The following is a 21,979-nucleotide window of genomic DNA, read 5'->3' as shown; positions in this document are numbered from 1 at the left end:
CGGCCCAGGCCGGCACCTGGGCCAGCCAGCCCTCTTCCTCACAGGACACTGCCATGACTCTGGGCCTCGATCTGCAACGCGTCGCCAGTTGCTACCAGACCGAACTGCAACTGTTTGCCGAGAAACACCCGCGCTCCGGCGCTTTCTACCAGGAAAACCTCCAGCATTGGCTGTACGGCGCGCCCTTGCACTGGATGCAGCAATGGCCCGGCTCCTACCCGATCATGGTGGCCGACGCCCAGGGCGCGACCCTCACCGATTGCGACGGTCATCACTACGTGGACTTTGCCCTGGGTGACACCGGAGCGATGTTCGGCCACGCCCAACCGGCGGTCGCCGCTGCCATCGCCGAACAGGCACTGCATGGTTCGACCCTGATGCTGCCCACGGCCGACAGCCTGTGGGTCGGCAAGGAACTGACCCGGCGCTTTGGCCTGCCCTACTGGCAGGTCACCACCTCGGCCACCGACGCCAACCGTTTTGTCCTGCGCCTGTGCCGGATGATCACCGGGCGGCAGAAGGTCCTGGTGTTCAACTGCAACTACCACGGCAGCGTCGACGAGTCCCAGGTGGAGTTCGACGCCCAGGGCCAGATGATCCCGCGGGACGGCGTGCACGCCAACGGCCTGCAGCACCAGGCCACCACGCGGCTGGTGGAGTTCAACGACCTGCCGGCCCTGGAAGCGGCCCTGGCCCATGGCGACGTGGCCGCGGTACTCACCGAACCCTTCATGACCAACGTCGGCATGGTGCCGCCAGCCCCAGGCTTTCATGATGGCCTGCGGGAGCTGACCCGGCGCTTCGAGGTGCCGCTGATCATCGACGAGACCCACACCCTGTCCTGCGGCCCCGGCGGCTATTGCGGCGAGCACGGGTTGCAGCCGGACTTCTTCGTTCTCGGCAAATCCATCGCCGGTGGCATTCCCACGGCGGTCTGGGGCGCCAGCCAGGCCATGGCCAAACGGATCTGGCAGGTGCTGCCGCATTTCCAGCCGGGCCAGGCGATCAACCATTTCGGCTTCGGCGGCACTCTGGCCGGCAACGCCCTGCAGATGGCGGCCATGCGCGCCACCTTCAGCGAAGTGATGAACGAGGCCAGCTACGCCCATATGTTCCATCTCGCCGAGCGCCTGCGGGCCGGGGTCGAAGCCATCATCCACAAGCACCGCCTGCCCTGGCATGTGACCCGCATCGGTGCCCGGGTCGAATACCTGTTCATGCAGCAGCCTCCGCGCAACGGCGGCGAGGCCCATCATGCCCGCCATGGGCTGATCGAAGCCTATCTGCACCTGTACCTGCTCAATCGCGGGGTGTTGCTGACGCCGTTCCACAACATGGCGCTGCTGTGCCCGACCGCCAGCGAGGCGCAGGTCGACCTGCACAACCTCCTGCTGGACCAGTGCCTGGCCCAGGTTCTGCCAGGAGCCGGCTCATGAGCCAGGATCTGCGTGGGCGCATCGCCCTGGTCACCGGTTCCGGCCAGGGCATCGGCCGGGCCATCGCCCAACTGTTCGCCGCCCAGGGGGCCAGCGTCATGCTGGCGACCCGCAGCGCGGCATCAGGCGATGAAACCCTGCGGCTGATTCGCCAAGCCGGCGGCACCGCCGAACTGCTGCCTGTGGACCTGGGCACCCGCAATGCCGCCGAACAGGCAGTGGCGGCAACCCTGGAGGCCTTCGGCGGCCTCGACCTGCTGCTGCACAATGCCGCGATCTTTCCGATGCAGAAGCTGGCCGAACTGGAGGATGAAACCTTGGACAGCACCCTGGCGGTGAACCTGAAAAGCTGCTTCTGGCTGACTCGGGCCGCCTTGCCGGCGTTGCGCCGGTCCCAGCAGCCGAGGATCGTCATCACCTCCTCGGTCACCGGCCCGCGCACGGCGATTCCCGGGCTCGCCCACTACGCGGCCTCCAAGGCCGGGGTCAATGGTTTTATCCGCGCTGCCGCGCTGGAGCTGGCGGAATATGCAATCACGGTCAACGGCGTGGAGCCCGGGCTGATTGCCACCCAGGCCATGGACAATCTCGGCGATGCTTCGACCCTGGCTTCGAGCATTCCCCTGAAGCGCCTGGGCAGCGCCGAGGATATTGCCTGGGCCATGCTGTTCCTGGCGTCACGGCAAGCGGGCTATATCACCGGCCAGACCCTGGTGGTGGATGGCGGCGCCCTGCTCCCGGAAAACACCCAGCTATAGAAACTGCCGCCCCCCACACCGGCACCTAAGAGGCGGACCGGCTGGCGCCCTCCATGGAGAACGACGGGCGTAGGAGCTGGCCTGCCAGCGAAGGCGACCCCGAGCGCAACACAGGGCTTGAGGCCCTCTTCGCCGGCAAGCCGGCTCCTACGAAGGGGCCAGGTCAGCTGCCGCTGCGGATCTTGTTCCACAGGCGGGTGCGGATGCGGTCGATGTCCAGCGGCATGGCCTCCAGGGCAAACAGCTTGTCCATCATTTCCGGGCTCGGATAGACCTTGGTGTCGTTCTTGATGGCCGGGTCGATCAGGCTGTCGGCCTGCAGGTTGCCATTGGCGTAGTGCACGTAGTTGCTCACGCCGGCCATCACTTCGGGGCGCAGCAGGTAGTTCATGAAGGCATAGCCGGCCTGCTCATCCGGGGCATCCACTGGCATGGCCACCATGTCGAACCAGATCGGCGAGCCTTCCTTGGGAATCGAGTAGCCGATCTCCACCCCGTTCTTCGCCTCCCTGGCACGGCTTTCCGCTTGCAGGATGTCGCCGGAGAATCCCACCGCCACGCAGATATTGCCGTTGGCCAGGTCGCTGGTGTACTTCGACGAGTGGAAGTAGCTGACATAAGGCCGGACCTTCATCAGCAACGCCTCGGCCTGCTTGTAGTCAGCCGGGTTCTTGCTGTGGTGCGCCAGCCCGAGGTAATTGAGAGCGGTAGGGATCAGTTCCGGGCCGTTGTCGAGGATCGCCACCCCGCACTTCTGCAGCTTCTGCATGTACTCGGGCTTGAAGATCAGGTCCCAGGAATCCAGTGGGGCATCGTTGCCCAGCACTTCCTTGATCTTGGCCACGTTGTAGCCAATGCCGGTGCTGCCCCAGAGGTAGGGGAAGCCGTGCTGGTTGCCCGGGTCGTTGACCTCCAGGGCCTTGAGCAGCACCGGGTTGAGGTTCTTCCAGTTGGGCAGCTGGCTCTTGTCGAGCTTCTTCAGTGCCCCGCCCTGAATCTGCCGGGCCATGAAGTGGTTGGAAGGAAACACCACGTCATACCCGGATTTTCCGGTCATCAACTTGCCGTCCAGGGTCTCGTTGCTGTCATAGACGTCGTAGGTGAAACCAATCCCGGTTTCCTTCTGGAAGGCCTTGGTGGTGTCCGGGGCGATGTAGTCCGACCAGTTGTAGATCTTCACCGTATCGGCCTGGGCCAGGGACGTGGCCAGGAACAACGGGCTGAGCAATAGCAACGCGCAAGTCTTGCGGATCATGAGTCGATACCTGTGGCTGGTTTTGTTGTTGGCAGGCAATCAAGGGATCAGAAAATCAAGACGTAGGTCTTGCGCACCGTTTCCTGGATATCCCAGATCCCAGTGCTGTTGGCCGGCAACATCAGTGCATCGCCGGCTTCTATGTGCAGGGTTTCGCCGTTGTCCGAGGTGAAGGTGCAACGGCCCTGGATGAAGTGGCAGAACTCCTGGGCCACGATCTGCCGCCGCCAGCGCCCCGGGGTGCATTCCCAGATGCCGGTCTCGACCCCGTCGTTGCGTTCGACGGCGGTCACCGAGGTCACGGCCACCGGAGTGCCCAGGGGCACCGCCACTGGTGCCGATTCGGCCAGGGTGGCGGTGGCGGTTTGCTTGAATTGGGTGATGCTCATGGTTCTACCTTTCGACGGGAAATCCGAACGGACAGCGTTCGGTACATAGAGGCCGGCTCAGTGCATGAAACCTTCCATGAAGCCGGCGATCCGGCTGGCCATCCTGCGCCGCCATGGAGCCGAGGCCGGGTTGGCCAGGGTCTGGTCCTCGTGGACGAAGCTGCGAATGATCGCGTTGTAGCCCAGCCAGCGGCACGGCTCCGGCTCCCAGGCCCGCAGGGCCTCCAGGCCACACTCGGGCATGACCCAGGGCTGGTGTACCAGAGGGCTGTCGCGTTCCAGGATCAGGTCCGCCAGGGTCCGGCCGCCGAGGTTGCTGGCGCCCACGCCCTCGCCGCCATAGCCGCCGGACAGGGCAATGCCCTTGCGCCGGTCGCAGAGCATGTGCGGCTTGAAGTGCCGGGACATGCCCAGGTTGCCGCCCCAGGAATGGCTGATGCGCACGTTCTTGAGTTGCGGGAACAGCTCGCCGAACAGGTAGCGGCGCAGTTCCACTTCGTCACGGGTCAGGTCGAAGTCATGGCGCAGCTTGCTGGCGAACTGATAGCCGCCCCGGGCACCGAACACCAGCCGGTTGTCCATGGAGCGCTGGCCATAAGTCACCTGTCGGCTGCTTTCGCTGAAGGCCTGGCCCTGGCTCAGGCCGATTTCTTCCCAGACGGACTCCGCCAGCGGCTCGGTGGCCACCAGCAGGCTTTGCACCGGCAACTGGTAGCGGCCCAGGGGCGGCAAGGTGACCGAATAGCCTTCCACTGCCGGCACTATCCAGCGGCTGCGCACCGAAGCCTGGGCCGTCTGCAGGCTGCCGGACTGCCAATGGGTCACCGGGCTGTTTTCATAGAGGGTCACCCCCAGGCGCTCAACCGCCCGGGCCAGGCCGCGCACCAGCTTGGCAGGCTGGATGGTGGCGCAATGCGGGGCAAAGATACCGCCATAGGGCTTGGCCAGGCGGATCTGCTGGGCCAGTTGCTCGGGGTTGAGCCAGCGGTAGTCGTCCTGGTTCAGGCCCTGGGCATAGAGCTTGTCCAGATAGTGGCGCAGGCTGGTTTCCTGCTCCGGGTAGCGGGCGGCGCAATACAGCACCCCGCCCTTGCGGTAATCGCAGTCGATGCCCTCACGTTCGATGACATTGGCCACTTCATCAGGGATGCCGTGCAACAGATCGAAGGAGGCCCGGCGCTGCTGCGGCGACAGAGCGGCCAGCAGCCGGTCTTCTCCCAGCAGGTTGCCCATCAGCCAGCCGCCATTGCGGCCCGAGGCACCAAAACCGGCGGTTTGCGCTTCGATCACCGCAATATTCAACTGCGGCGCCTGGCGCTTGAGGTAATAGGCGGTCCACAGCCCGGTATAGCCGGCGCCGATGATCGCCACGTCCAGGTCCAGGTCTTGCGCAAGCTGCGGCCGCGGCAATAGCGGCTCGTCGAGCTGGTCCATCCACAAACTGATACTGCGCCACGCTGGCATGCAAGCACTCCGCAACCCGAATTTCGAATGCGGCGATCCTAGTGCCTGGCCTCAGGGGCTGTCTTGCGCGCGTGCACGCAAAGAAATTTGCTTGGCGTAGGCCTTGGGCGACTGGCCGGTGTGCTGGCGAAAACAGCTGTAGAAGGCCGACAGCGAGTTGAACCCTGCGGCAAACGCCAGCTCGTCGATGCGCAGCGGCGGCGTGGCCTGGTCCAGCGCTGCCAGCAGATGCTGCAGGCGCGCCTGGTTGACGTAGCGGTAGAAGCTCTGCCCCAGCACCTGATTGAGCAGGTAGGAAATCTGGTTGCGGCTGTAACCGCATTCCCGGGACACCCGCTGCAGGTCCAGCTCGGGGTCCAGGTACGGCTGCTGGCGCTGGAAATACTGCTGCAGGTCCTCGGCCATGAAACTCAACTGGCGCGGCGACAGCCCCAGCCGGCTGGCCGCCGGGCGCAGTCTGGCGGAGGACTTGCTCGGTGCCGGCTCCCGGACCAGTGAGGCGTACTCGTTGACCCGCCAGATCAGCCCGTCGCGCACGGTGATCGCTTCACTGGAGCGAAATGACACCAGGCCCTGGCCGCCGCGCAGGGTCACCTGGTACTGGATAAACGCGGTGTTGCCATCCAGGCGGATGCGATCGCTGTGCTCCAGGGCCTCGTCGGGAGCCCGGGGCATGCTGGCCCGCACGTATTCGCGCAGTTCCTCCAGGCCCAGGGTACGGTTCTGGAAAAAGTCGTTGTACTGGATGTCCGGGTGGTACAGCGCCATTACTCCATCCAGGTCCCGGTGCTTCCAGCACAGGTGGTAGCGCATCACGGTTTCACCGGTGGCCTGGGTGTGCAGCGGCCCGTCATCGGGGGCAGACATAGGTTTCTCGAACAGGAAAAGGCGCAGCTTGCCGAACTTCGCCAAGGGCTTCAACGACCGGCCGCCGGCCAGATACGGCAGCCGCCGGGGGGTGCCTGGGAGATGACATGACTTGCATCAATAATCCGTGAGTGAACCGCCGGACGGTGGGCAAAAAAACTGCGAACCGTCACAAGCCAATGCTATTTTTAAAACCTCAACCGATCGGGTCATTGACGATCCGGTCGTTCCTACCGCGAGCACAAGGAAGCGCTCAATGAATCAAGGTGGGCCACCGATGAACAGAGTCTGGGCCAGTAAAGTCACCTTTCCCAACGCCTGCCAGCTGATGCGCTGGCATTTTCATCCCATGGGTTTCGAAGCCAGCATGGATGCGCCCGGCAGCATGATCGCCCGGCTCTTCGATCGCGCCAGCGGCGAAACCATGATCGCCATCGCCGGCATTCCCTGTGCCACGGTAATGAGCGCTGCGGATGTCGAACGAATAATCGAGGCGGTGGAAGATGAGCTGGAGGCCTTTTCCCCGTCCCTGGCACTCAAGGCCTGAAGCCCCGCTGCCTCACCCGAAGCCCGCCTCGCCAGCGGGCTTTTTTCATGTCGCCTGGCGCAAGTCCTGGAAGTACGGCTTGTCTCGCGGTACCCGGTCCGAAGCCTTGGGCGCATTGCCCGAGGGGCCTTCCTGGCGGTCCACATACCAGTAGCAATGCTTGGCCGCCCGAGTGATGCCCACATAGGCCAGCCGCAGGATCTCGTCCTTCTGTGCGCTGTCGTAGGGCTCGGCATCGCCGTCCTTGCCCAACCCGGCCATGCGATAGACCTGGTTCTTGTACGGCGAACTGCTCAGGTGCTGGCAGTCGCCCAGCAGGAATACCGCATCCGCCTGCAGTCCCTTGGCGCTGTGATAGGTCAGCTGTTTCAGGCGCCGCGACCCTGAAGGCAGGCTAGAATCAACATTAACTATTTGCGAAATAACGTTTTCAATCAATAACTTATCACTACTTTTTCGAAACAACATCAAGATCGAATCACCCTGCTCATAGTGCTCAGCCAGACGCTGGGCCAGGCCCTGGTCATCGCGATCGAGCACCTGCACCGGCCACAGCTCTGTAGCTTCGCCGCTGGCCTTGGCCTTCTTTCCGGCAATGGCCGGCGCCGCGCGGACAATATGCTCCGCGGCATCGATCACATGCTGATGGCTGCGGTAGTTCTCGCTGAGCATGACCCGGGTGGTGCCCGGGGACGGGAACTCCTTGTTGAACTCGATGAAGTACTTGGGCGAACTGCCCCGCCAGCCGTAGATCGACTGCCAGTCGTCACCAACGCAGAGCAGCGAGGAATGCTGGGCGGCGCGCCCGATGTGCAAGGCGGCGCCTCGGCTGCGGATCGCCGCAAGGCTGGCCCTGATCCAGGAAACGATCTGCGGCGAAACATCCTGGAACTCGTCGATCATCAGGTGTGACATCGGGCGCAGGCAGGCATCGCTGAGCAGCTTGAAGTTCTCCGGCGAGCGCTCGCTGAACAGGGCGAACATGCGGTTGTAGCTCATGATGGGCGGCGACTGATCCAGCAGATGGTCCTCCAAGGCTCGCCAGAACAGGCTCAGGGCCTCGAAGAAAAACCGGTCCGGATCGTCCTGCGCAAAACTCATGCCCGCGACGGCATCGCCCACTTCCAAGCCCAGGTTCTCGATAAAGCCTGCGGCGGCGACAAAGCAATCGAGCAGCGGCGCCGACGCCAGCTCGCCCTTGACCTTGTAATCGAAACCCGGACCGCCATTGACCTGGGCCGAAAAGGCGCCGGCAGAACGCTTTGAAGCTTCGTAACTATTAAGCCAAATCAATGGTTTACGGCAAAAAGCTTGAAACAGGGTGCGCTTTACAGCCCACTCCGCCCGCACCGTCAGCTTGGCCCCGGGCCGGGTCAGCTGCGGGCTCTCGCGCGGGTCGAAACCCAGCACCACCCAGGCGTCCAGCTCCGCACAGTAGCCATGGCTGTGAAAGGTCGCACCGTTGATTTCGAACCGCTGGCGCTGCGGCTCGATGCCCTTGATCGGCCAGGCGCCCGCGCGAAACCACAGGTCCTCCACGGTGTCGCAGAGCTCTTCATCGCGCTTGGCCGCCAGTTCGGTCACCGCCATGCGCTTTTGCACGTCAGGGTGATCGCGCTCCAGTTCCTTGAGCTGCAGGGCGTGGCGCACCAACGGCTGCAACGCCAGGCGAAAGCGCGGGTCATCGCGGTACAGTGCCTGGTAGCAGGCATTCAGGTGCCGGCGCTGGGCGTCGTTGATGCGCAGATCGAATGGGTTGCTGTCCACCTCGTCTTCGCCGCTCTGGAGCCGATCGCTGAGGTTCTCGAAGGCCTGCAGGCGCTCGAAGCCCGGCAGGCTGCGGACCATGGGCAGGATCCGCGAGTGGAAAGTCCGCACCAGCTCCCGGGCTTCCCTGGCGCCCAGTTGCCGCCCCCACAGGGCAAAGACTTGCGTGAGCTTGGTGATGAAGTCCTTGCGTGACTCCCGGGTGAAGGTCACCACGGTCATGGCGTCCAGTTCGAAGCCCAAATAGTGATGCAACAGCAGCAGGCGCAGCACCAGCGAGGTCGACTTGCCGGCCCCGGCCCCAGCGATCACCGCGGTGGCGGGTGTGTCGCTGAAAATCATCTTCCACTGCGCGGCGCTGGGCTGCGCGGCGGCGGGCAGCAGGCGGGCGACATCGGCCTTGAAGCGCTTTTTCAGCTCGGCGCTCAACGGCAGGCGCCAGTCATCGAACAGCCGGTCATCCACCCCGGGCGGGCGGTGCTCGGTGTTGCGGCTGTCGCGGATCAACAGCACCTGGCGGCCTTCCTCCAGCCCCTCAAGCCGACCTTCCTGGTAGCCGTATTCCACGCCGGCAGTGTGGCCACTGCGAAAGCCATCGGCCTGACCATGCAGCCAGGAAGCCCGATGCTGGGCCCGCAGGCGGTTCAGGCCATGGCCGAAGAAGCGCGCCGCGAGGCGTTTCAACAAGGGCATCTGGGCCAGGGGCAAAAGCTCGGGGGGCAGATCGGGGGTGTGTTGCGACACGCGGACTCCAGGGTGTGAGGCTGAGCAGTAATCTTCGGCGGATTGTTCCACGGTATCCAGCCAATTGCTTGCAGGTCATTAACTTAAGCGATGAACCGAAGGTTTAACACCAACTTTGCGACAAAATAATCATCTAATTTTACGATTGGATTACGGCATTTTTTGCGCTTTTTATCGATCTATAGCTGATGGAAGATGCTCGCCATCAACCAACGGTTATCGTTTTCTGGCCCGGGTATAACGTGCCATGACGAGCCCTTAATGAGGAGAAGTTCATGCTTGAACTCAGACCTTTCAGCTCCCTGGGCGGCGCGCACCACGGCTGGCTGGATGCCCACCACCATTTTTCCTTCGCCGAGTACCATGACCCCAAGCGCATGCACTGGGGCAACCTGCGGGTCTGGAACGATGATGTGATCGCCCCTGGCACCGGCTTCCCCCAGCACCCGCACCGGGACATGGAAATCATCACCTACGTTCGCGAAGGGGCCATCAGCCACCAGGACAACCTGGGCAACAAGGGCCGCACCGAAGCCGGTGATGTGCAGGTGATGAGCGCCGGCACCGGGATCGCCCACAGCGAGTACAACCTGGAAGCCACGCCAACCAAGATATTCCAGATCTGGATCATCCCCAACCAGGCAGGCTCTGCGCCCTCCTGGGGTGCCAAGCCTTTTCCCAAGGGCCAGCGTGAAGGTTTCGTGACCCTGGCCAGTGGCAAGGCTGGCGATGAGGAAAGCCTGCGGATTCGCGCCGATGCGCGGCTGGTGGCGGCCAACCTGAAGGCCGGGGAAACGGCCGAGTATCACCTGGACGACGGGCGCCGGGCTTACCTGGTTCCGGCGACTGGCGCGATTGAAGTCAACGGCTTGCGCGCCGAAGCTCGAGACGGCATCGCGATTGAGAATGAGCCGGTGCTGCGGGTGACGGCGTTGCAAGACAGCGAGATCGTGCTGGTGGATCTGGCGTGAAATACAGCGGCCAATAAAAAGGGGCGACCGTGATGGCCGCCCCTTTTTTTGTCTGACGGGCCCGGAGCGTCGGTCAGTTGCCGCTGATGGCGGTGTCCACCAGGGTCTGGGCCTCCTGCACCAGTTGCTTGAGGTGGTCGTCGCCGATGAAGCTTTCAGCGTAGATCTTGTAGATGTCTTCAGTACCCGACGGGCGTGCGGCGAACCAGCCGTTCTCCGTCATGACTTTCAGGCCGCCAATGGCCTGGTCATTGCCCGGTGCATGGCTGAGGATCTGCTGGATCGGCTCGCCGGCCAATTGGGTCGAAGTCACCTGCTGTGGCGACAGCTTGCTGAGCAGGGCCTTCTGCTGCGGGTTGGCCTTGGCATCGACGCGGACCGAGAACGGCTCACCCAGCTCGTCGCACAGAGCGCGGTAGGCCTGGCTCGGATCGCGACCGGTACGCGCGGTCATTTCCGCCGCCAGCAGGGACGGGATCAGGCCATCCTTGTCGGTGCTCCAGACGCCACCGTCGCGGCGCAGGAAAGAGGCACCGGCGCTTTCTTCGCCGCCAAAGCCCAGTGAGCCGTCGAACAGGCCATCGGCAAACCACTTGAAGCCCACCGGCACTTCATACAGACGGCGGCCCAGGCGTGCAGCGACCCGGTCGATCAGGCCGCTACTGACCACGGTCTTGCCCACCGCGGCATCAGCGCGCCATTGCGGGCGATTCTGGAACAGGTAATCGATAGACACCGCCAGGTAGTTGTTCGGCGCCAGCAGGCCGCCGCTCGGGGTGACGATGCCGTGGCGATCGTGATCAGGGTCGCAGGCGAAGGCCACGTCGAAGCGTTCCTTGAGGCCGATCAGGCCCTGCATGGCGTAGCTGGAGGACGGGTCCATGCGGATCTGCCCGTCCCAATCCACCGACATGAAGCGGAAAGTGGCGTCCACTTGCTTGTTCACCACCTCCAGGTCCAGGCGGTAGTGCTCGGCGATCGCCGACCAGTAGCGCACCCCTGCTCCGCCCAGCGGATCCACGCCCAGGCGCAGCTTGGCGTTGCGGATGGCGTCCAGGTCGATGACGTTGACCAGGTCGGCGACGTAGGTGTTGAGGTAATCGTGGCGATGGGTGGTGTCGGCCTTCAGCGCCTGTTCGTAACCGATGCGCTTGACCCCGGCCAGCTTGGCTGCCAGCAGTTCATTGGCCTTGGCTTCGATCCACTTGGTGATGTGGGTGTCGGCCGGGCCGCCGTTGGTGGGGTTGTACTTGTAGCCGCCGCTTTGTGGCGGGTTATGGGACGGGGTGATGACGATGCCGTCCGCCAGGCCCGATGTACGCCCCCGGTTATAGCAGAGGATAGCGTGGGACACCGCTGGGGTCGGGGTGTACTCGTCGCCGGCAGCAATCATCACGGTCACGCCATTGGCCGCCAGCACTTCCAGGGCGCTGGCCCCGGCCGGGGTCGACAGGGCATGGGTGTCGATGCCGACAAACAGCGGGCCGTCGATGCCCTGGGATTCGCGGTACAGGCAAATGGCCTGGCTGATGGCCAGCACATGCCATTCGTTGAAACTCAGATCGAACGAGCTGCCACGGTGCCCGGAGGTGCCGAAGGCCACACGCTGGGTAGACACCGATGCATCAGGCTGACCGGTGTAATAAGCCGTAACCAGTCGCGGGATGTCGACCAACAATTCAGCCGGTGCCGGTTTGCCCGCAAAAGGACTGAGAGTCATGCAAAACCTCTGGAAAAGGATGGTTCGGAAATGGGCCGCAGTTTACTGGCAGTTTGACCGCAGCGCGATGGAATCTATCCCGGCGCCCCGGCGCTTTTATGCAGCAGCCGGCTTGCCGGCAAAAGGACTGCCAGGGGAAAAACTAAAAAGCCGGCGCAAGGGCCGGCAAATCGAGGCAATAAAAAACGCCAGGCTTTGCCTGGCGTTGGGATCAGACCGGTTCGACCTGAAGCGCGACCCGTTCGCGGCATGGGCATTCATCCATGTAGCGGTGCGCCTCGACAAACTCGTTGAACGCGAATACCCGGGTCTTCAGGGGGAGCAGCACCCGGTCCGCGGTGAGCTGGTTGATGTCGCGCAACGCACGCTGCAGCGCGACCTGATCCTGGACAATTCCCAACTCCGGCTTGCCAGTGAAGTTGCCGATGCAATGGACGAAGAACTGGATGTTCTTCTGGAACGCCGCGCAGGCCGGGAACGGCGTCTGGTTGCCGCCTTGCAGGCCATAGAGCACCAGGCTGCCACGGGGCGCCAGGACATCGCCGAGCATGGACATCTGCGGGCCGCCCAGGCCGTCGAACACCACGTCGACGCCGCGGTTGTCGGTGAGCTTGTTGATCTGCATCAGCAGGTCCTGTTCCTCGGTGACAATCACCTTCTCAGCACCCAGGGACAGCAGGTATTCACGCTCTTCAGCGGTCTTGGTCGCGGCAATCACCCGCACACCCAGGGCCTTGCCCAACTGGACAAAGGACGGCCCGGCGCAATGGCTGGCGTCCGTGACCAGGGCAAACTGCCCCGGCTTGACCCGCGCCAGGTCGGCGTAGGCGAAATAGGCGATCAGCAGCGGCGTGTAATGAACAGCAGCCTCGATCGGGCTGAGAACATCGGGATAACGGGTCAGGGCCGAACGCGGCAGGACGATCAGCTCGCCATACACCGGGTAATCGTTGGGGCTTTCGGCGGGAAAACTCGCCACCTTGTCACCTACCGCCAGGTCGTCGACGCCCTCGCCCACGGCCGTGACCACACCGGCCATTTCGTGCCCGAGGCCCGAGGGTAGGCGCGCATGGGACGACGCCAGGTTCTGCCGCCAGAGCACGTCATACCAGCTGATACCGATGGCTTCGACTCGTACCTGCACTTCGCCTGGCGCAGGCAACGAGGCCGCATGCTCTTCGCATTTGAGCACCTCGGCCGGTCCAAACTTGTGAAAACGAATCGTGCGGGACATCGCAAACCTCGTCAAATTAACCTCTAATGCCGCGAACTTTATCCGGGCTTTGCAAGCAAGACTATCAGTGCCTATTAATAGTCGACATGCCTGGCATTGATTTCGTGCCCTTGAAAATCGGGGCGTACAGCGTGCTCGAACCTTGCCCGGCTACAAACAAACAACATTTAGCCGATGCAGAGTACCAGCCTTTCCCCGTAAGATTCACGCCGGCCATTGTTCCGATATGGTCGCTCCCGTCAAGCTCGCTGACTCTGCCAGGACTCCAGATGAATCGTAATGACCTGCGTCGTGTCGACCTGAATCTGTTGATCGTATTCGAAACACTGATGCACGAACGCAGTGTGACCCGCGCCGCCGAGAAGCTGTTCCTCGGCCAGCCGGCCATCAGTGCAGCCCTGTCGCGCCTGCGCAACCTGTTCGACGATCCGCTGTTCGTGCGTACCGGGCGCAGCATGGAGCCCTCGGCCCGGGCAGTGGAAATCTTCGCCCTGCTCTCGCCGGCCCTGGATTCGATCTCCACCGCCGTCAGCCGCGCCGCCGAATTCGACCCGGCCACCAGCACCGCCGTATTCCGTATCGGTCTTTCCGACGACGTGGAATTCGCCCTGCTGCCGATGCTGCTCAAACGCCTGCGCGCCGAAGCCCCGGGCATCGTGCTGGTGGTACGCCGCGCCAACTACCTGCTGATGCCCGCGCTGCTGGCCTCCGGCGAAATCTCCATCGGCGTCAGCTACACCGCCGACCTGCCGGCCAACGCCAAGCGCAAGGTCCTGCGCCGCAGCCTGCCCAAACTACTGCGGGCCGACACGGTGCCCGGCCCCCTGACCCTGGACGACTTCTGCGCCCGCCCCCACGCCCTGGTGTCGTTCGCCGGGGACCTGAGCGGGTTCATCGATGAGGAGCTGGAGAAGCTCGGACGCAAGCGCCACGTCGTGCTCGCCGTACCGCAATTCAACGGCCTGAGCACCCTGCTGGCCGGCACCGACATCCTTGCCACCGTGCCCGACTACACCGCCGACGCCCTCACTGCCGCCGGCGGCGTACGCGCCGAAGATCCGCCACTGCCGGTGCGAAGTTTTGAGCTGCACATGGCCTGGCGTGGCTCACAGGACAACGATCCAGGGGAGCGCTGGTTGCGTTCGCGGATTCAGATGTTCTTCGGCGACCCCGACAGCCTCTGAGCCTTCCCCAACGGCTCACTGATCTACCGAAACGCCCCCAGACTCCGCGGCCCTGTACCACGTAGGACACCCTTGGACAGATGCGCTGCCCTGTCCTGCCCAGCAGGGTCGCGCACCTGCCCTGCCCCTCAAGGAGTCTGCAGACGGCCACCCCCACGCCTTGAGCCCTTTCACCACCCGCCCCGAGAAAACTTTAGTCGTGCCCGGCAGTGACTTTGGTCGTATTGCGTAACGCCAACAGTCTGTTTTGGCGGCCATTTTTTGATCCAGATCAATACTTCGACGGGTTATTCGAAGCGTTCAGCACCTTCATCGACAAGACCTATCAGACCATCGACCCAGCCTATTAGCCGCCTACGCAAGCGGGCCATAAAATCGCCGGCACACAGCAGAATCAGCACAAGACTTGCCGTTCTATTCCACACGCGTTGTGCCCCCCATTAAAAGAGTGGCCCTTGCCACCTTGCCTGATCACCCGTGATTGAAAAATGCCTGCATAAGGAATGCGTCATGACACTTGGCAGAAGACAGTTCTTTAAACTTTGTACAGCCGGTGCCGTGGCCACCACCGCCGTATCCCTGGGCTTCGCGCCCACCACGGCCAATGCCAGCCAGTCGCGCCAGTACAAACTGCTGCGCGCCAGGGAAACCCGCAACAACTGCACCTACTGCTCGGTCGGTTGCGGCATCCTGATGTACAGCCTGGGCGATGGCGCAAAGAACGCCAAGGCGCGGATCTTCCATATCGAAGGCGACCCTGACCACCCGGTGAGCCGCGGCTCGCTGTGCCCCAAAGGCGCCGGCCTGGTCGACTACATCCACAGTGAGCAACGCTTGCTGTACCCCGAGTACCGCGCCCCGGGCTCGGACCAATGGCAGCGGGTCAGCTGGGATTACGCCATCGAACGCATCGCGCGGTTGATGAAGGACGACCGCGACGCCAACTTCATCGAGAAAAACGCCAAGGGCGTCACGGTCAATCGCTGGCTGTCCACCGGCATGCTCTGCTCGTCGGCCGCCAGCAGCGAGACCGGCTCGCTCGACCAGCGCTTCACCCGCGCCCTGGGCATTCTCGGCACCGACAGCCAGGCCCGGGTCTGCCACGCGCCGACGGTCTCGGCGCTGGCCCCGACCTTCGGCCGCGGCGCCATGACCAACAACTGGGTCGACATCAAGAACGCCAACGTGGTGCTGATCATGGGCGGCAACCCGGCCGAGGCGCATCCGGTGGGGTTCAAGTGGGTGATCGAGGCCAAGATCCGCAATGGCGCCAAGGTCATCGTGGTGGATCCGCGCTTCAACCGCAGCGCCGCGGTGGCGGATATCTACTCGCCGGTGCGCGCCGGTTCCGACGTGACCTTCCTCATGGGCATGGTCAACTACCTGCTCAGCAACGATCGCATCCAGCATGAATACGTGCGCGCCTACACCAACGCCTCGTTGATCGTGCGCAGCGACTACCGCTTCGATGACGGCCTGTTCAGTGGCTACGACGCCAAGGCTCGGCGCTACGACCGCAGCTCCTGGGCCTACGAGCTGGACGAACAAGGTCACGCCCGCCGCGACCTGAGCCTGAGCCACCCGCGCTGCGTGCTCAACCTGCTCAAGCAGCATGTCAGCCGCTACACCCCGGAGCGGGTCAGCCAGATCTGCGGTACGCCCCAGGCCGACTTCCTGGAGATTTGCGAGATCATGGCCAGCACCAGCGTGCCGGACAAGACCGCGACCTTCCTCTATGCCCTGGGCTGGACACACCACACCACCGGCGCCCAGATGATCCGCGGCTCGGGCATGATCCAGCTGCTGCTGGGCAACATCGGCATGGCTGGCGGCGGCGTCAATGCCCTGCGCGGGCACTCCAATATCCAGGGCTACACCGACCTTGGCCTGCTCTCGCAGCGCCTGCCGGGCTACATGAACCTGCCGTCCGACAACCAGGCCAGCCTGGCGACCTACCTCAAGGAAACGACCCCAAACGCCCAACTGCCCGGCCAGGTCAACTACTACCAGAACACCCCCAAGTTCTTTATCAGCCTGATGAAGAGCCTGTACGGCGACAAGGCCACCCGTGACAATCAATGGGGCTTCGACTGGCTGCCCAAGTGGGACGAGAGCTACGACGTACTGAACTTCTCCAACCGCATGTATGAAGGCAAGGTCAACGGCTACATCGCCCAGGGCTTCAACCCGATTGCCGCCTTCCCGGACAAGAACAAGGCCGCCGCGGCGCTGGCCAAGCTCAAGTTCCTGGTGATCATCGACCCGCTGGCCACCGAGACTTCGAGCTTCTGGCAGAACCACGGCGAGTCCAACGATGTCGACCCGGCGCAGATCCAGACCGAAGTGTTCCGCCTGCCCTCGAGCTGCTTTGCCGAGGAAAACGGCTCGATCGTCAACTCCGGGCGCTGGCTGCAGTGGCACTGGGCCGGCGCTGCGCCACCCGGCGAGGCCTGGCACGACGGCAAGATCCTCGGCCACCTGTTCATGAAACTACGCGAGCTGTACCGCAGCGAAGGCGGCGCCTGCCCCGAGCAGGTGCTGAATATGGCCTGGGACTACCGCGACCCCTACGACCCCGCTCCCGAGGAAGTGGCCAAGCAATCCAACGGCTACGCCCTGGCCGACGTGCGTGATGACCAGGGCAACCTGATCCTGCGCAAGGGCCAGTTGCTGGACAACTTCGGCCAACTGCGCGACGACGGCAGCACCGCCTGCTTCAACTGGATATTCGCCGGCTCCTGGACCGAGGCCGGCAACCAGATGGCCCGTCGCGACAACGCCGACAGTGGCCTGGGCTGCACCCCGGGCTGGGCCTGGGCCTGGCCGCAGAACCGGCGGATTCTCTACAACCGCGCCTCGGCCGACCCGCAGGGCAACCCCTGGGATGCGCAACGCAAGATCATCGGCTGGGACGGCAATCGCTGGAGCGGCATCGATGTGCCGGACTTCCCGGTCAACCTGGCGCCGGGCACCCAGGCCAACCCGTTCATCATGCTCCCCGAGGGCCTGGGCCGGCTGTTCTCGGTGGGCGCCATGAACGACGGCCCGTTTCCCGAGCACTACGAGCCCACCGAAAGCCCGCTGGCGCACAACCCGCTGCACCCCAACGTCAGCAAGAGCCCCACGGCGCGGCTGTATGACAGTGACCGAACGCGCATGGGCAGCCGCGAGGAATTCCCCTACGTGGCCACTACCTATTCGATCACTGAACTGTTCCGTCACTGGACCAAGCACTCCCGGCTCAACGCGATTATCCAGCCGGAACAGTTCATCGAGATTGGCGAAGTGCTGGCCCAGGAAAAAGGCATCGTCCAGGGCGACCTGGTGCGCGTCAGCACTAAGCGCGGCTACATCAAGGCCAAGGCGGTGGTGACCAAACGCATCCGCCGCCTGCAGATCGACGGCCAGCCGGTCGATACCATCGGCATTCCTTGCCACTGGGGCTACGAAGGTGCAACCCGCAAGGGCTTCCTGGCCAATACCCTGACCCCGGGCGTCGGCGATTCCAACACCAACACCCCGGAATACAAAGCGTTCCTGGTGAACGTGGAAAAGGCCTGACGGAGCAACTGACATGTCCATGCAATCCCAAGACATCATCCGCCGTTCGGCCACCAACGCCTTCACCCCGGCGCCGCGGGCCCGCGATCACCAGGCCGAAGTGGCCAAGCTGATCGACGTCAGCATCTGCATCGGCTGCAAGGCGTGCCAGGTGGCGTGCAACGAATGGAACGACCTGCGCGACGAAGTCGGCCACAACGTCGGGGTCTACGACAACCCCGCCGACCTCAGCGCCGACACCTGGACCCTGATGCGTTTCGACGAGCACGAGAACGAAGCCGGCAAGCTCGAATGGCTGATCCGCAAGGACGGCTGCATGCACTGCGCCGACCCTGGCTGCCTGAAAGCCTGCCCGCAACCGGGAGCGATCATCCAGTACGCCAACGGCATCGTCGACTTCCAGTCCGAGCACTGCATAGGTTGCGGCTACTGCGTCGCCGGCTGCCCGTTCGACGTGCCGCGCATCAGCAAGAAGGACAACAAGGCTTACAAGTGCACCCTGTGCGTCGACCGGGTCACGGTGGGCCAGGAGCCGGCTTGCGTGAAGACCTGCCCCACCGGGGCGATCAACTTCGGCAGCAAGGCCGACATGCTGGTGCAGGCCGCAGAACGGGTCACCGAACTGCAGGGCCGCGGCTTTGCCGGCGCGGGGATCTACGACCCGCAAGCGGTGGGCGGAACCCATGTGTTCTACGTGCTGCAACACGCCGACCAGCCGCAGCTGTACCACAAGCTCAACCCTGACCCGCGCATCAGCAGCGCGATCGAAGGCTGGAAAGGCTGGCTCAAGCCGGCGGCCGCCGTGGCTTTCTTCGCCACCTTGGCCGGTACGGTATTCCACTACATCGGCGTCGGCCCGAACGAAGTCGAAGAAGACCTCAAGGAGAACCCGTGATGAACAAGAACAAGCTGATCCTGCGTACCCGCTTTATCGAGCGCGCCAGCCACTGGTTCATGGTCATCTGCTTCTTCATGGTGGCGTTGTCGGGGCTGTCGTGGTTCTTCCCGTCGCTGAACTGGCTCAACGGCGTGTTCGGCACACCGCAGCTGGCGCGCATCCTGCACCCGTTTCTGGGAACGGTGGTGTTCCTGCTGCTGATGTTCCTGTTCGTGCGTTTTGTGAAGTACAACCTGCCGGAACGCCAGGACGCGATCTGGTTTCGCAACCTCAAGACGGTGCTCTCGGGGGACCACAGCCAACCGCTGCAGATTGGCAAGTACAACGCCGGGCAGAAGATCCTGTTCTGGGGAATCATGGGCCTGATCAGCCTGTTGCTGCTCAGCGGCGTGGTGATCTGGCGGCCGTGGTTCGCCCAGTACTTCAGCATTCCCCTGATTCGCATCGCCCTGCTCACCCATGCCCTGGCCGGGATCTCGCTGATGCTGCTGATCATCGGTCACGCCTACCTGGCGTTCTGGGTCAAGGGTTCGATCCGCGGCATGGTCACCGGCTACGTATCGCGCAGTTGGGCCCGCTCGCACCATGACCGCTGGTACCAGCAGATTTCCAAGAGTGAGAAGAAATGAGCAGCATCAAGCTAACCCCACTGGAGCCCACCAGTGGCGGCGTGGAAGAAATCAGCGCCTTGTTGCTGCCGGACCTGCGCCAGCACTTCAGCCGGCGCGCAGCGCGCCTGCGCCAACTGGCCGAAGGTCACGAGCAGGCCGACTACCTGCGGTTTGCCGCGCGGGTGGCTGAGGCGCAACAGGCGATATTCGAGCGTTCGCCGGTGGCGGCCGAGGAGTTGCAGGCGCTGGTGGCGCGGATCGGTGATGGCGCGCCGCTGGATGTGCAGCGCCTGCCGCGCTCGGCCTATTGGCAAGCGGCCCTTGAGCAACTGATCGAGCACCTGCGCAGGGACGCCAGCGCCCCGCTGACCAAGGCCCTGGACGCCATCGGCGGCATGCCCGCCGAGCAGCGTGAAGCCTGTGCCGAGCAGTTGCTGCTGGGGCATTACCTTCAGGTAGACAGCGGCCAGGCGCTGTTTTTCTGGGCGGCCCTGAGCCTGTATTTCAGCCAACTGGCCAGCGCCCTGCCGGTGACTGCCCAGGCCCAGGTGGGAGAACAGCGCCAGCATTGCCCGGTGTGCTGCAGCGCGCCGGTGGCCAGCGTGATCCTCAGCGGCAAGCGCGCCGGCCTGCGTTACCTGCACTGCGGATTATGCGAGAGCCGCTGGCACATAGTGCGAGCCAAATGCAGCAACTGCGAAGGCACCGGCCAACTGCACTACTGGTCGCTGGAGCACCAGGACAGCGCGGTCAAGGCCGAGAGCTGTGGAGACTGCCAGAGCTACCTGAAGGTGTTCTATTACCCACACGATCAGAGGCTGGAGCCGGTGGCCGACGACCTTGCGTCGTTGGCCCTGGATGCCGGGCTTGAGGCTGAAGGCTTCGCGCGCAGCAGCATCAGCCCGTTCCTGTTTCCCGGCCAGGCATGACGTCTGGCGGCCCGAGAAATCCACCGAAGCGGCTAGCTCGAAGGTCTGCGCTGCCCCAGCCCCAGGCTGGACAGCAACCGATATCGGAGGAATCGGTGATCCCACCACCCAAAAGCCTCGTAGAAGTGGGCTTGCCAACGAAAGCACCCGGGCGTCGAAAGGCCCTTTTCGCGGGCCAGTCGACTCCGGTAGCACCGGCCAATATTGCGTCAGCCGCAATAACTAATTGCACGCCAGGGAATTGATAGCAGCCTAACGAAAGGTGCATGCTAGAGGGCTTGCTTGGCGCTTATATCATTCCGAATGATAGTTACCTTCGCTTCATTCGATTCGTGAGATACAACCCTGCCGAGCATCATCCGCCCATCTCAAATACAGTGGCGGATGCACCATGGACCAGTCAGTCAAACTCCTACGTTTTCCACTCGCCGTTCTCGCCGTGCTGGTGATGAGCGCGTGCGGCAAAGCCCCTGAGACCGCCTCCGCCCCGCCCGCTGCCAAAGTCAGCGTGGCCAAGGTGCTGGAACAGCCGGTCAACGAATGGGATGAATTCACCGGGCGCCTGGAAGCCCCGGAAACCGTGGAGATCCGACCTCGGGTCTCGGGCCAGATCGATCAGGTGGCCTTCACCGAAGGCGCCCTGGTGAAGAAAGGCGACCTGCTGTTCCAGATCGACCCACGGCCTTTCCAGGCTGAAGTACGCCGCCTCGAAGCCCAGCTGCAACAGGCTCGGGCCACCGCGACCCGCAGTGCCAACGAAGCCCAGCGCGGCCAGCGCCTGCTGACCAGCAACGCGATTTCCGCCGAGCTGGCCGACACCCGCACCAGCGCCGCCCAGGAAGCCCGGGCCGGGGTCGATGCGATCCAGGCCCAGTTGGACGTGGCCAAGCTCAACCTGAGCTTCACCCGGGTAGTGGCGCCCATCAGCGGCCGGGTCAGCCGCGCGCAGATCACCGCCGGCAACCTGGTGACCGCCGATGTCACCCCGCTCACCAGCCTGGTCTCCACCGACAAGGTCTACGCCTACTTCGACGCCGACGAGCGCGTGTACCTCAAGTACACCCAGCTCGCCCGCCAGGGCCAGCGCGGCCAGACCACCCCGGTGTACCTGGGCCTGTCCAATGAAGAAGGCCACCCGCACCTGGGGCAGATGAACTTCGTCGACAACCAGGTCAACCCCAAGACCGGCACCATCCGTGGCCGCGCGGTGTTCGACAACAGCGACGGCAGCTACACCCCGGGCCTCTATGCGCGCCTGAAACTGGTGGGCAGTGGCACCTACTCGGCGATGCTGATCAACGACGAAGCCGTGGGCACCGACCTGGGCAAGAAGTTCGTGCTGGTGATGGACGCCGACAACAAGCCGGCCTACCGCGCCGTGGAACTGGGGCCGAAGATCGAGGGCCTGCGCATCGTGCGCAACGGCCTGAGCAAGGACGACACCATCATCGTCAAGGGCTTGCAGCGGGCACGTCCCGGCGCACCGGTCACGCCTGAAGTGATCCCCATGGCCAGCAAGGAAACCCTCGCCGCCCTGGCCCAACAACGCCAAGCACTGGAAGCCAGCAACCTGCCGCAGGTCACCCCTGCCAAGGCGGCTCCGGCTGTGAAACTCGCCGCTGCGACACCGCGCGGTTAAGGGAC

At 63.7% G+C, this 21,979-nt stretch carries 17 protein-coding genes; 10 read left to right on the top strand and 7 right to left on the bottom strand.

What is annotated here, in order from left to right:
• Window positions 1-53: 53 nt before the first annotated feature.
• Both M2395_RS04795 and M2395_RS04790 read left to right on the top strand, forming a co-directional pair.
• Window positions 54-1,436: an aspartate aminotransferase family protein gene (locus M2395_RS04795; RefSeq protein WP_123430697.1), complete on the top strand. Its 1,383-nt coding sequence runs from the start codon at window positions 54-56 to the stop codon at window positions 1,434-1,436.
• Entirely contained in the window at window positions 1,433-2,194 is a 762-nt protein-coding gene (locus M2395_RS04790; protein ID WP_011061507.1) for an SDR family oxidoreductase, read from the top strand. The genes M2395_RS04795 and M2395_RS04790 overlap by 4 nt, the downstream gene beginning before the upstream one ends.
• A 163-nt stretch (window positions 2,195-2,357) precedes the next feature.
• Here M2395_RS04790 and M2395_RS04785 read toward each other — a convergent pair whose 3' ends face one another.
• The 4 genes from M2395_RS04785 to M2395_RS04770 are packed head-to-tail and all read right to left on the bottom strand — an operon-like array spanning window position 2,358 to window position 6,169.
• Window positions 2,358-3,449: a polyamine ABC transporter substrate-binding protein gene (locus tag M2395_RS04785; protein WP_011061508.1), complete on the bottom strand. Its 1,092-nt coding sequence runs from the start codon at window positions 3,447-3,449 to the stop codon at window positions 2,358-2,360.
• A gap of 47 nt (window positions 3,450-3,496) precedes the next feature.
• The gene (locus M2395_RS04780) at window positions 3,497-3,838 is read right to left on the bottom strand and encodes a cupin domain-containing protein (RefSeq protein ID WP_015635770.1); all 342 of its coding nucleotides are present in this window, start codon (window positions 3,836-3,838) and stop codon (window positions 3,497-3,499) included.
• A gap of 57 nt (window positions 3,839-3,895) precedes the next feature.
• Window positions 3,896-5,302 (bottom strand): FAD-binding oxidoreductase, encoded by a 1,407-nt coding sequence (locus M2395_RS04775; RefSeq protein WP_011061510.1) that lies wholly within the window; start codon window positions 5,300-5,302, stop codon window positions 3,896-3,898.
• A gap of 51 nt (window positions 5,303-5,353) precedes the next feature.
• Complete coding sequence (locus M2395_RS04770) at window positions 5,354-6,169, bottom strand: AraC family transcriptional regulator (RefSeq protein WP_011061511.1); 816 nt, start codon at window positions 6,167-6,169, stop codon at window positions 5,354-5,356.
• 277 nt (window positions 6,170-6,446) lie between these two features.
• Here M2395_RS04770 and M2395_RS04765 point away from each other — a divergent pair, with 277 nt between their 5' ends.
• Entirely contained in the window at window positions 6,447-6,716 is a 270-nt protein-coding gene (locus M2395_RS04765; protein ID WP_011061512.1) for a DUF1652 domain-containing protein, read from the top strand.
• Window positions 6,717-6,761: 45 nt separating this feature from the next.
• On the opposite strand, the gene M2395_RS04760 is transcribed toward M2395_RS04765, so the two are convergent.
• The gene (locus M2395_RS04760) at window positions 6,762-9,227 is read right to left on the bottom strand and encodes a UvrD-helicase domain-containing protein (RefSeq protein ID WP_123430695.1); all 2,466 of its coding nucleotides are present in this window, start codon (window positions 9,225-9,227) and stop codon (window positions 6,762-6,764) included.
• Window positions 9,228-9,502: 275 nt separating this feature from the next.
• Between M2395_RS04760 and M2395_RS04755 the strand changes: the two genes are divergently transcribed.
• Window positions 9,503-10,198, top strand: a complete 696-nt coding sequence (locus tag M2395_RS04755) for a pirin family protein (RefSeq protein ID WP_041118416.1) — start codon at window positions 9,503-9,505, stop codon at window positions 10,196-10,198.
• A gap of 73 nt (window positions 10,199-10,271) precedes the next feature.
• On the opposite strand, the gene pgm is transcribed toward M2395_RS04755, so the two are convergent.
• Both pgm and M2395_RS04745 read right to left on the bottom strand, forming a co-directional pair.
• A complete protein-coding gene (pgm, locus tag M2395_RS04750) occupies window positions 10,272-11,918 on the bottom strand; it encodes a phosphoglucomutase (alpha-D-glucose-1,6-bisphosphate-dependent) (RefSeq protein WP_053151852.1) in 1,647 nt (548 codons plus the stop codon).
• A gap of 211 nt (window positions 11,919-12,129) precedes the next feature.
• Entirely contained in the window at window positions 12,130-13,152 is a 1,023-nt protein-coding gene (locus M2395_RS04745; RefSeq protein WP_011061516.1) for a zinc-dependent alcohol dehydrogenase family protein, read from the bottom strand.
• Window positions 13,153-13,421: 269 nt separating this feature from the next.
• On the opposite strand from M2395_RS04745, the gene M2395_RS04740 reads away from it, so the two are divergent.
• The 6 genes from M2395_RS04740 (at window position 13,422) to mexE (ending at window position 21,974) form a co-directional block, all read left to right on the top strand.
• A complete protein-coding gene (locus M2395_RS04740; protein ID WP_011061517.1) occupies window positions 13,422-14,336 on the top strand; it encodes a LysR family transcriptional regulator in 915 nt (304 codons plus the stop codon).
• A gap of 510 nt (window positions 14,337-14,846) precedes the next feature.
• Window positions 14,847-17,897 (top strand): formate dehydrogenase-N subunit alpha, encoded by a 3,051-nt coding sequence (gene fdnG, locus M2395_RS04735; RefSeq protein ID WP_077934200.1) that lies wholly within the window; start codon window positions 14,847-14,849, stop codon window positions 17,895-17,897.
• A gap of 13 nt (window positions 17,898-17,910) precedes the next feature.
• A complete protein-coding gene (gene fdxH / locus M2395_RS04730; RefSeq protein WP_015635777.1) occupies window positions 17,911-18,792 on the top strand; it encodes a formate dehydrogenase subunit beta in 882 nt (293 codons plus the stop codon).
• Complete coding sequence (locus tag M2395_RS04725) at window positions 18,792-19,424, top strand: formate dehydrogenase subunit gamma (protein ID WP_053151854.1); 633 nt, start codon at window positions 18,792-18,794, stop codon at window positions 19,422-19,424. The genes fdxH and M2395_RS04725 overlap by 1 nt, the downstream gene beginning before the upstream one ends.
• Window positions 19,421-20,335, top strand: a complete 915-nt coding sequence (gene fdhE, locus M2395_RS04720) for a formate dehydrogenase accessory protein FdhE (RefSeq protein WP_123430694.1) — start codon at window positions 19,421-19,423, stop codon at window positions 20,333-20,335. Before M2395_RS04725 ends, fdhE begins: the two co-directional genes overlap by 4 nt.
• A gap of 391 nt (window positions 20,336-20,726) precedes the next feature.
• Entirely contained in the window at window positions 20,727-21,974 is a 1,248-nt protein-coding gene (mexE, locus tag M2395_RS04715; protein ID WP_011061523.1) for a multidrug efflux RND transporter periplasmic adaptor subunit MexE, read from the top strand.
• The last annotated feature ends 5 nt before the right edge of the window (window positions 21,975-21,979 follow it).

It is taken from the genome of Pseudomonas sp. BIGb0176 (assembly GCF_024810175.1).
GTDB lineage: Bacteria > Pseudomonadota > Gammaproteobacteria > Pseudomonadales > Pseudomonadaceae > Aquipseudomonas > Aquipseudomonas protegens.
Note: the sequence above shows the minus strand (reverse complement) of the source record. Positions and strands in the feature narration are given on the sequence as shown.

What these genes read in the sequence shown, in the direction of transcription:
- M2395_RS04795 (WP_123430697.1), top strand. Translation starts at nt 54, where the DNA reads ATGACTCTGGGCCTCGATCTGCAACGCGTCGCCAGTTGCTACCAGACC.
- M2395_RS04790 (WP_011061507.1), top strand. Translation starts at nt 1,433, where the DNA reads ATGAGCCAGGATCTGCGTGGGCGCATCGCCCTGGTCACCGGTTCCGGC.
- M2395_RS04785 (WP_011061508.1), bottom strand. Translation starts at nt 3,449, where the DNA reads ATGATCCGCAAGACTTGCGCGTTGCTATTGCTCAGCCCGTTGTTCCTG.
- M2395_RS04780 (WP_015635770.1), bottom strand. Translation starts at nt 3,838, where the DNA reads ATGAGCATCACCCAATTCAAGCAAACCGCCACCGCCACCCTGGCCGAA.
- M2395_RS04775 (WP_011061510.1), bottom strand. Translation starts at nt 5,302, where the DNA reads ATGCCAGCGTGGCGCAGTATCAGTTTGTGGATGGACCAGCTCGACGAG.
- M2395_RS04770 (WP_011061511.1), bottom strand. Translation starts at nt 6,169, where the DNA reads ATGTCTGCCCCCGATGACGGGCCGCTGCACACCCAGGCCACCGGTGAA.
- M2395_RS04765 (WP_011061512.1), top strand. Translation starts at nt 6,447, where the DNA reads ATGAACAGAGTCTGGGCCAGTAAAGTCACCTTTCCCAACGCCTGCCAG.
- M2395_RS04755 (WP_041118416.1), top strand. Translation starts at nt 9,503, where the DNA reads ATGCTTGAACTCAGACCTTTCAGCTCCCTGGGCGGCGCGCACCACGGC.
- pgm (WP_053151852.1), bottom strand. Translation starts at nt 11,918, where the DNA reads ATGACTCTCAGTCCTTTTGCGGGCAAACCGGCACCGGCTGAATTGTTG.
- M2395_RS04745 (WP_011061516.1), bottom strand. Translation starts at nt 13,152, where the DNA reads ATGTCCCGCACGATTCGTTTTCACAAGTTTGGACCGGCCGAGGTGCTC.
- M2395_RS04740 (WP_011061517.1), top strand. Translation starts at nt 13,422, where the DNA reads ATGAATCGTAATGACCTGCGTCGTGTCGACCTGAATCTGTTGATCGTA.
- fdnG (WP_077934200.1), top strand. Translation starts at nt 14,847, where the DNA reads ATGACACTTGGCAGAAGACAGTTCTTTAAACTTTGTACAGCCGGTGCC.
- fdxH (WP_015635777.1), top strand. Translation starts at nt 17,911, where the DNA reads ATGTCCATGCAATCCCAAGACATCATCCGCCGTTCGGCCACCAACGCC.
- M2395_RS04725 (WP_053151854.1), top strand. Translation starts at nt 18,792, where the DNA reads ATGAACAAGAACAAGCTGATCCTGCGTACCCGCTTTATCGAGCGCGCC.
- fdhE (WP_123430694.1), top strand. Translation starts at nt 19,421, where the DNA reads ATGAGCAGCATCAAGCTAACCCCACTGGAGCCCACCAGTGGCGGCGTG.
- mexE (WP_011061523.1), top strand. Translation starts at nt 20,727, where the DNA reads ATGGACCAGTCAGTCAAACTCCTACGTTTTCCACTCGCCGTTCTCGCC.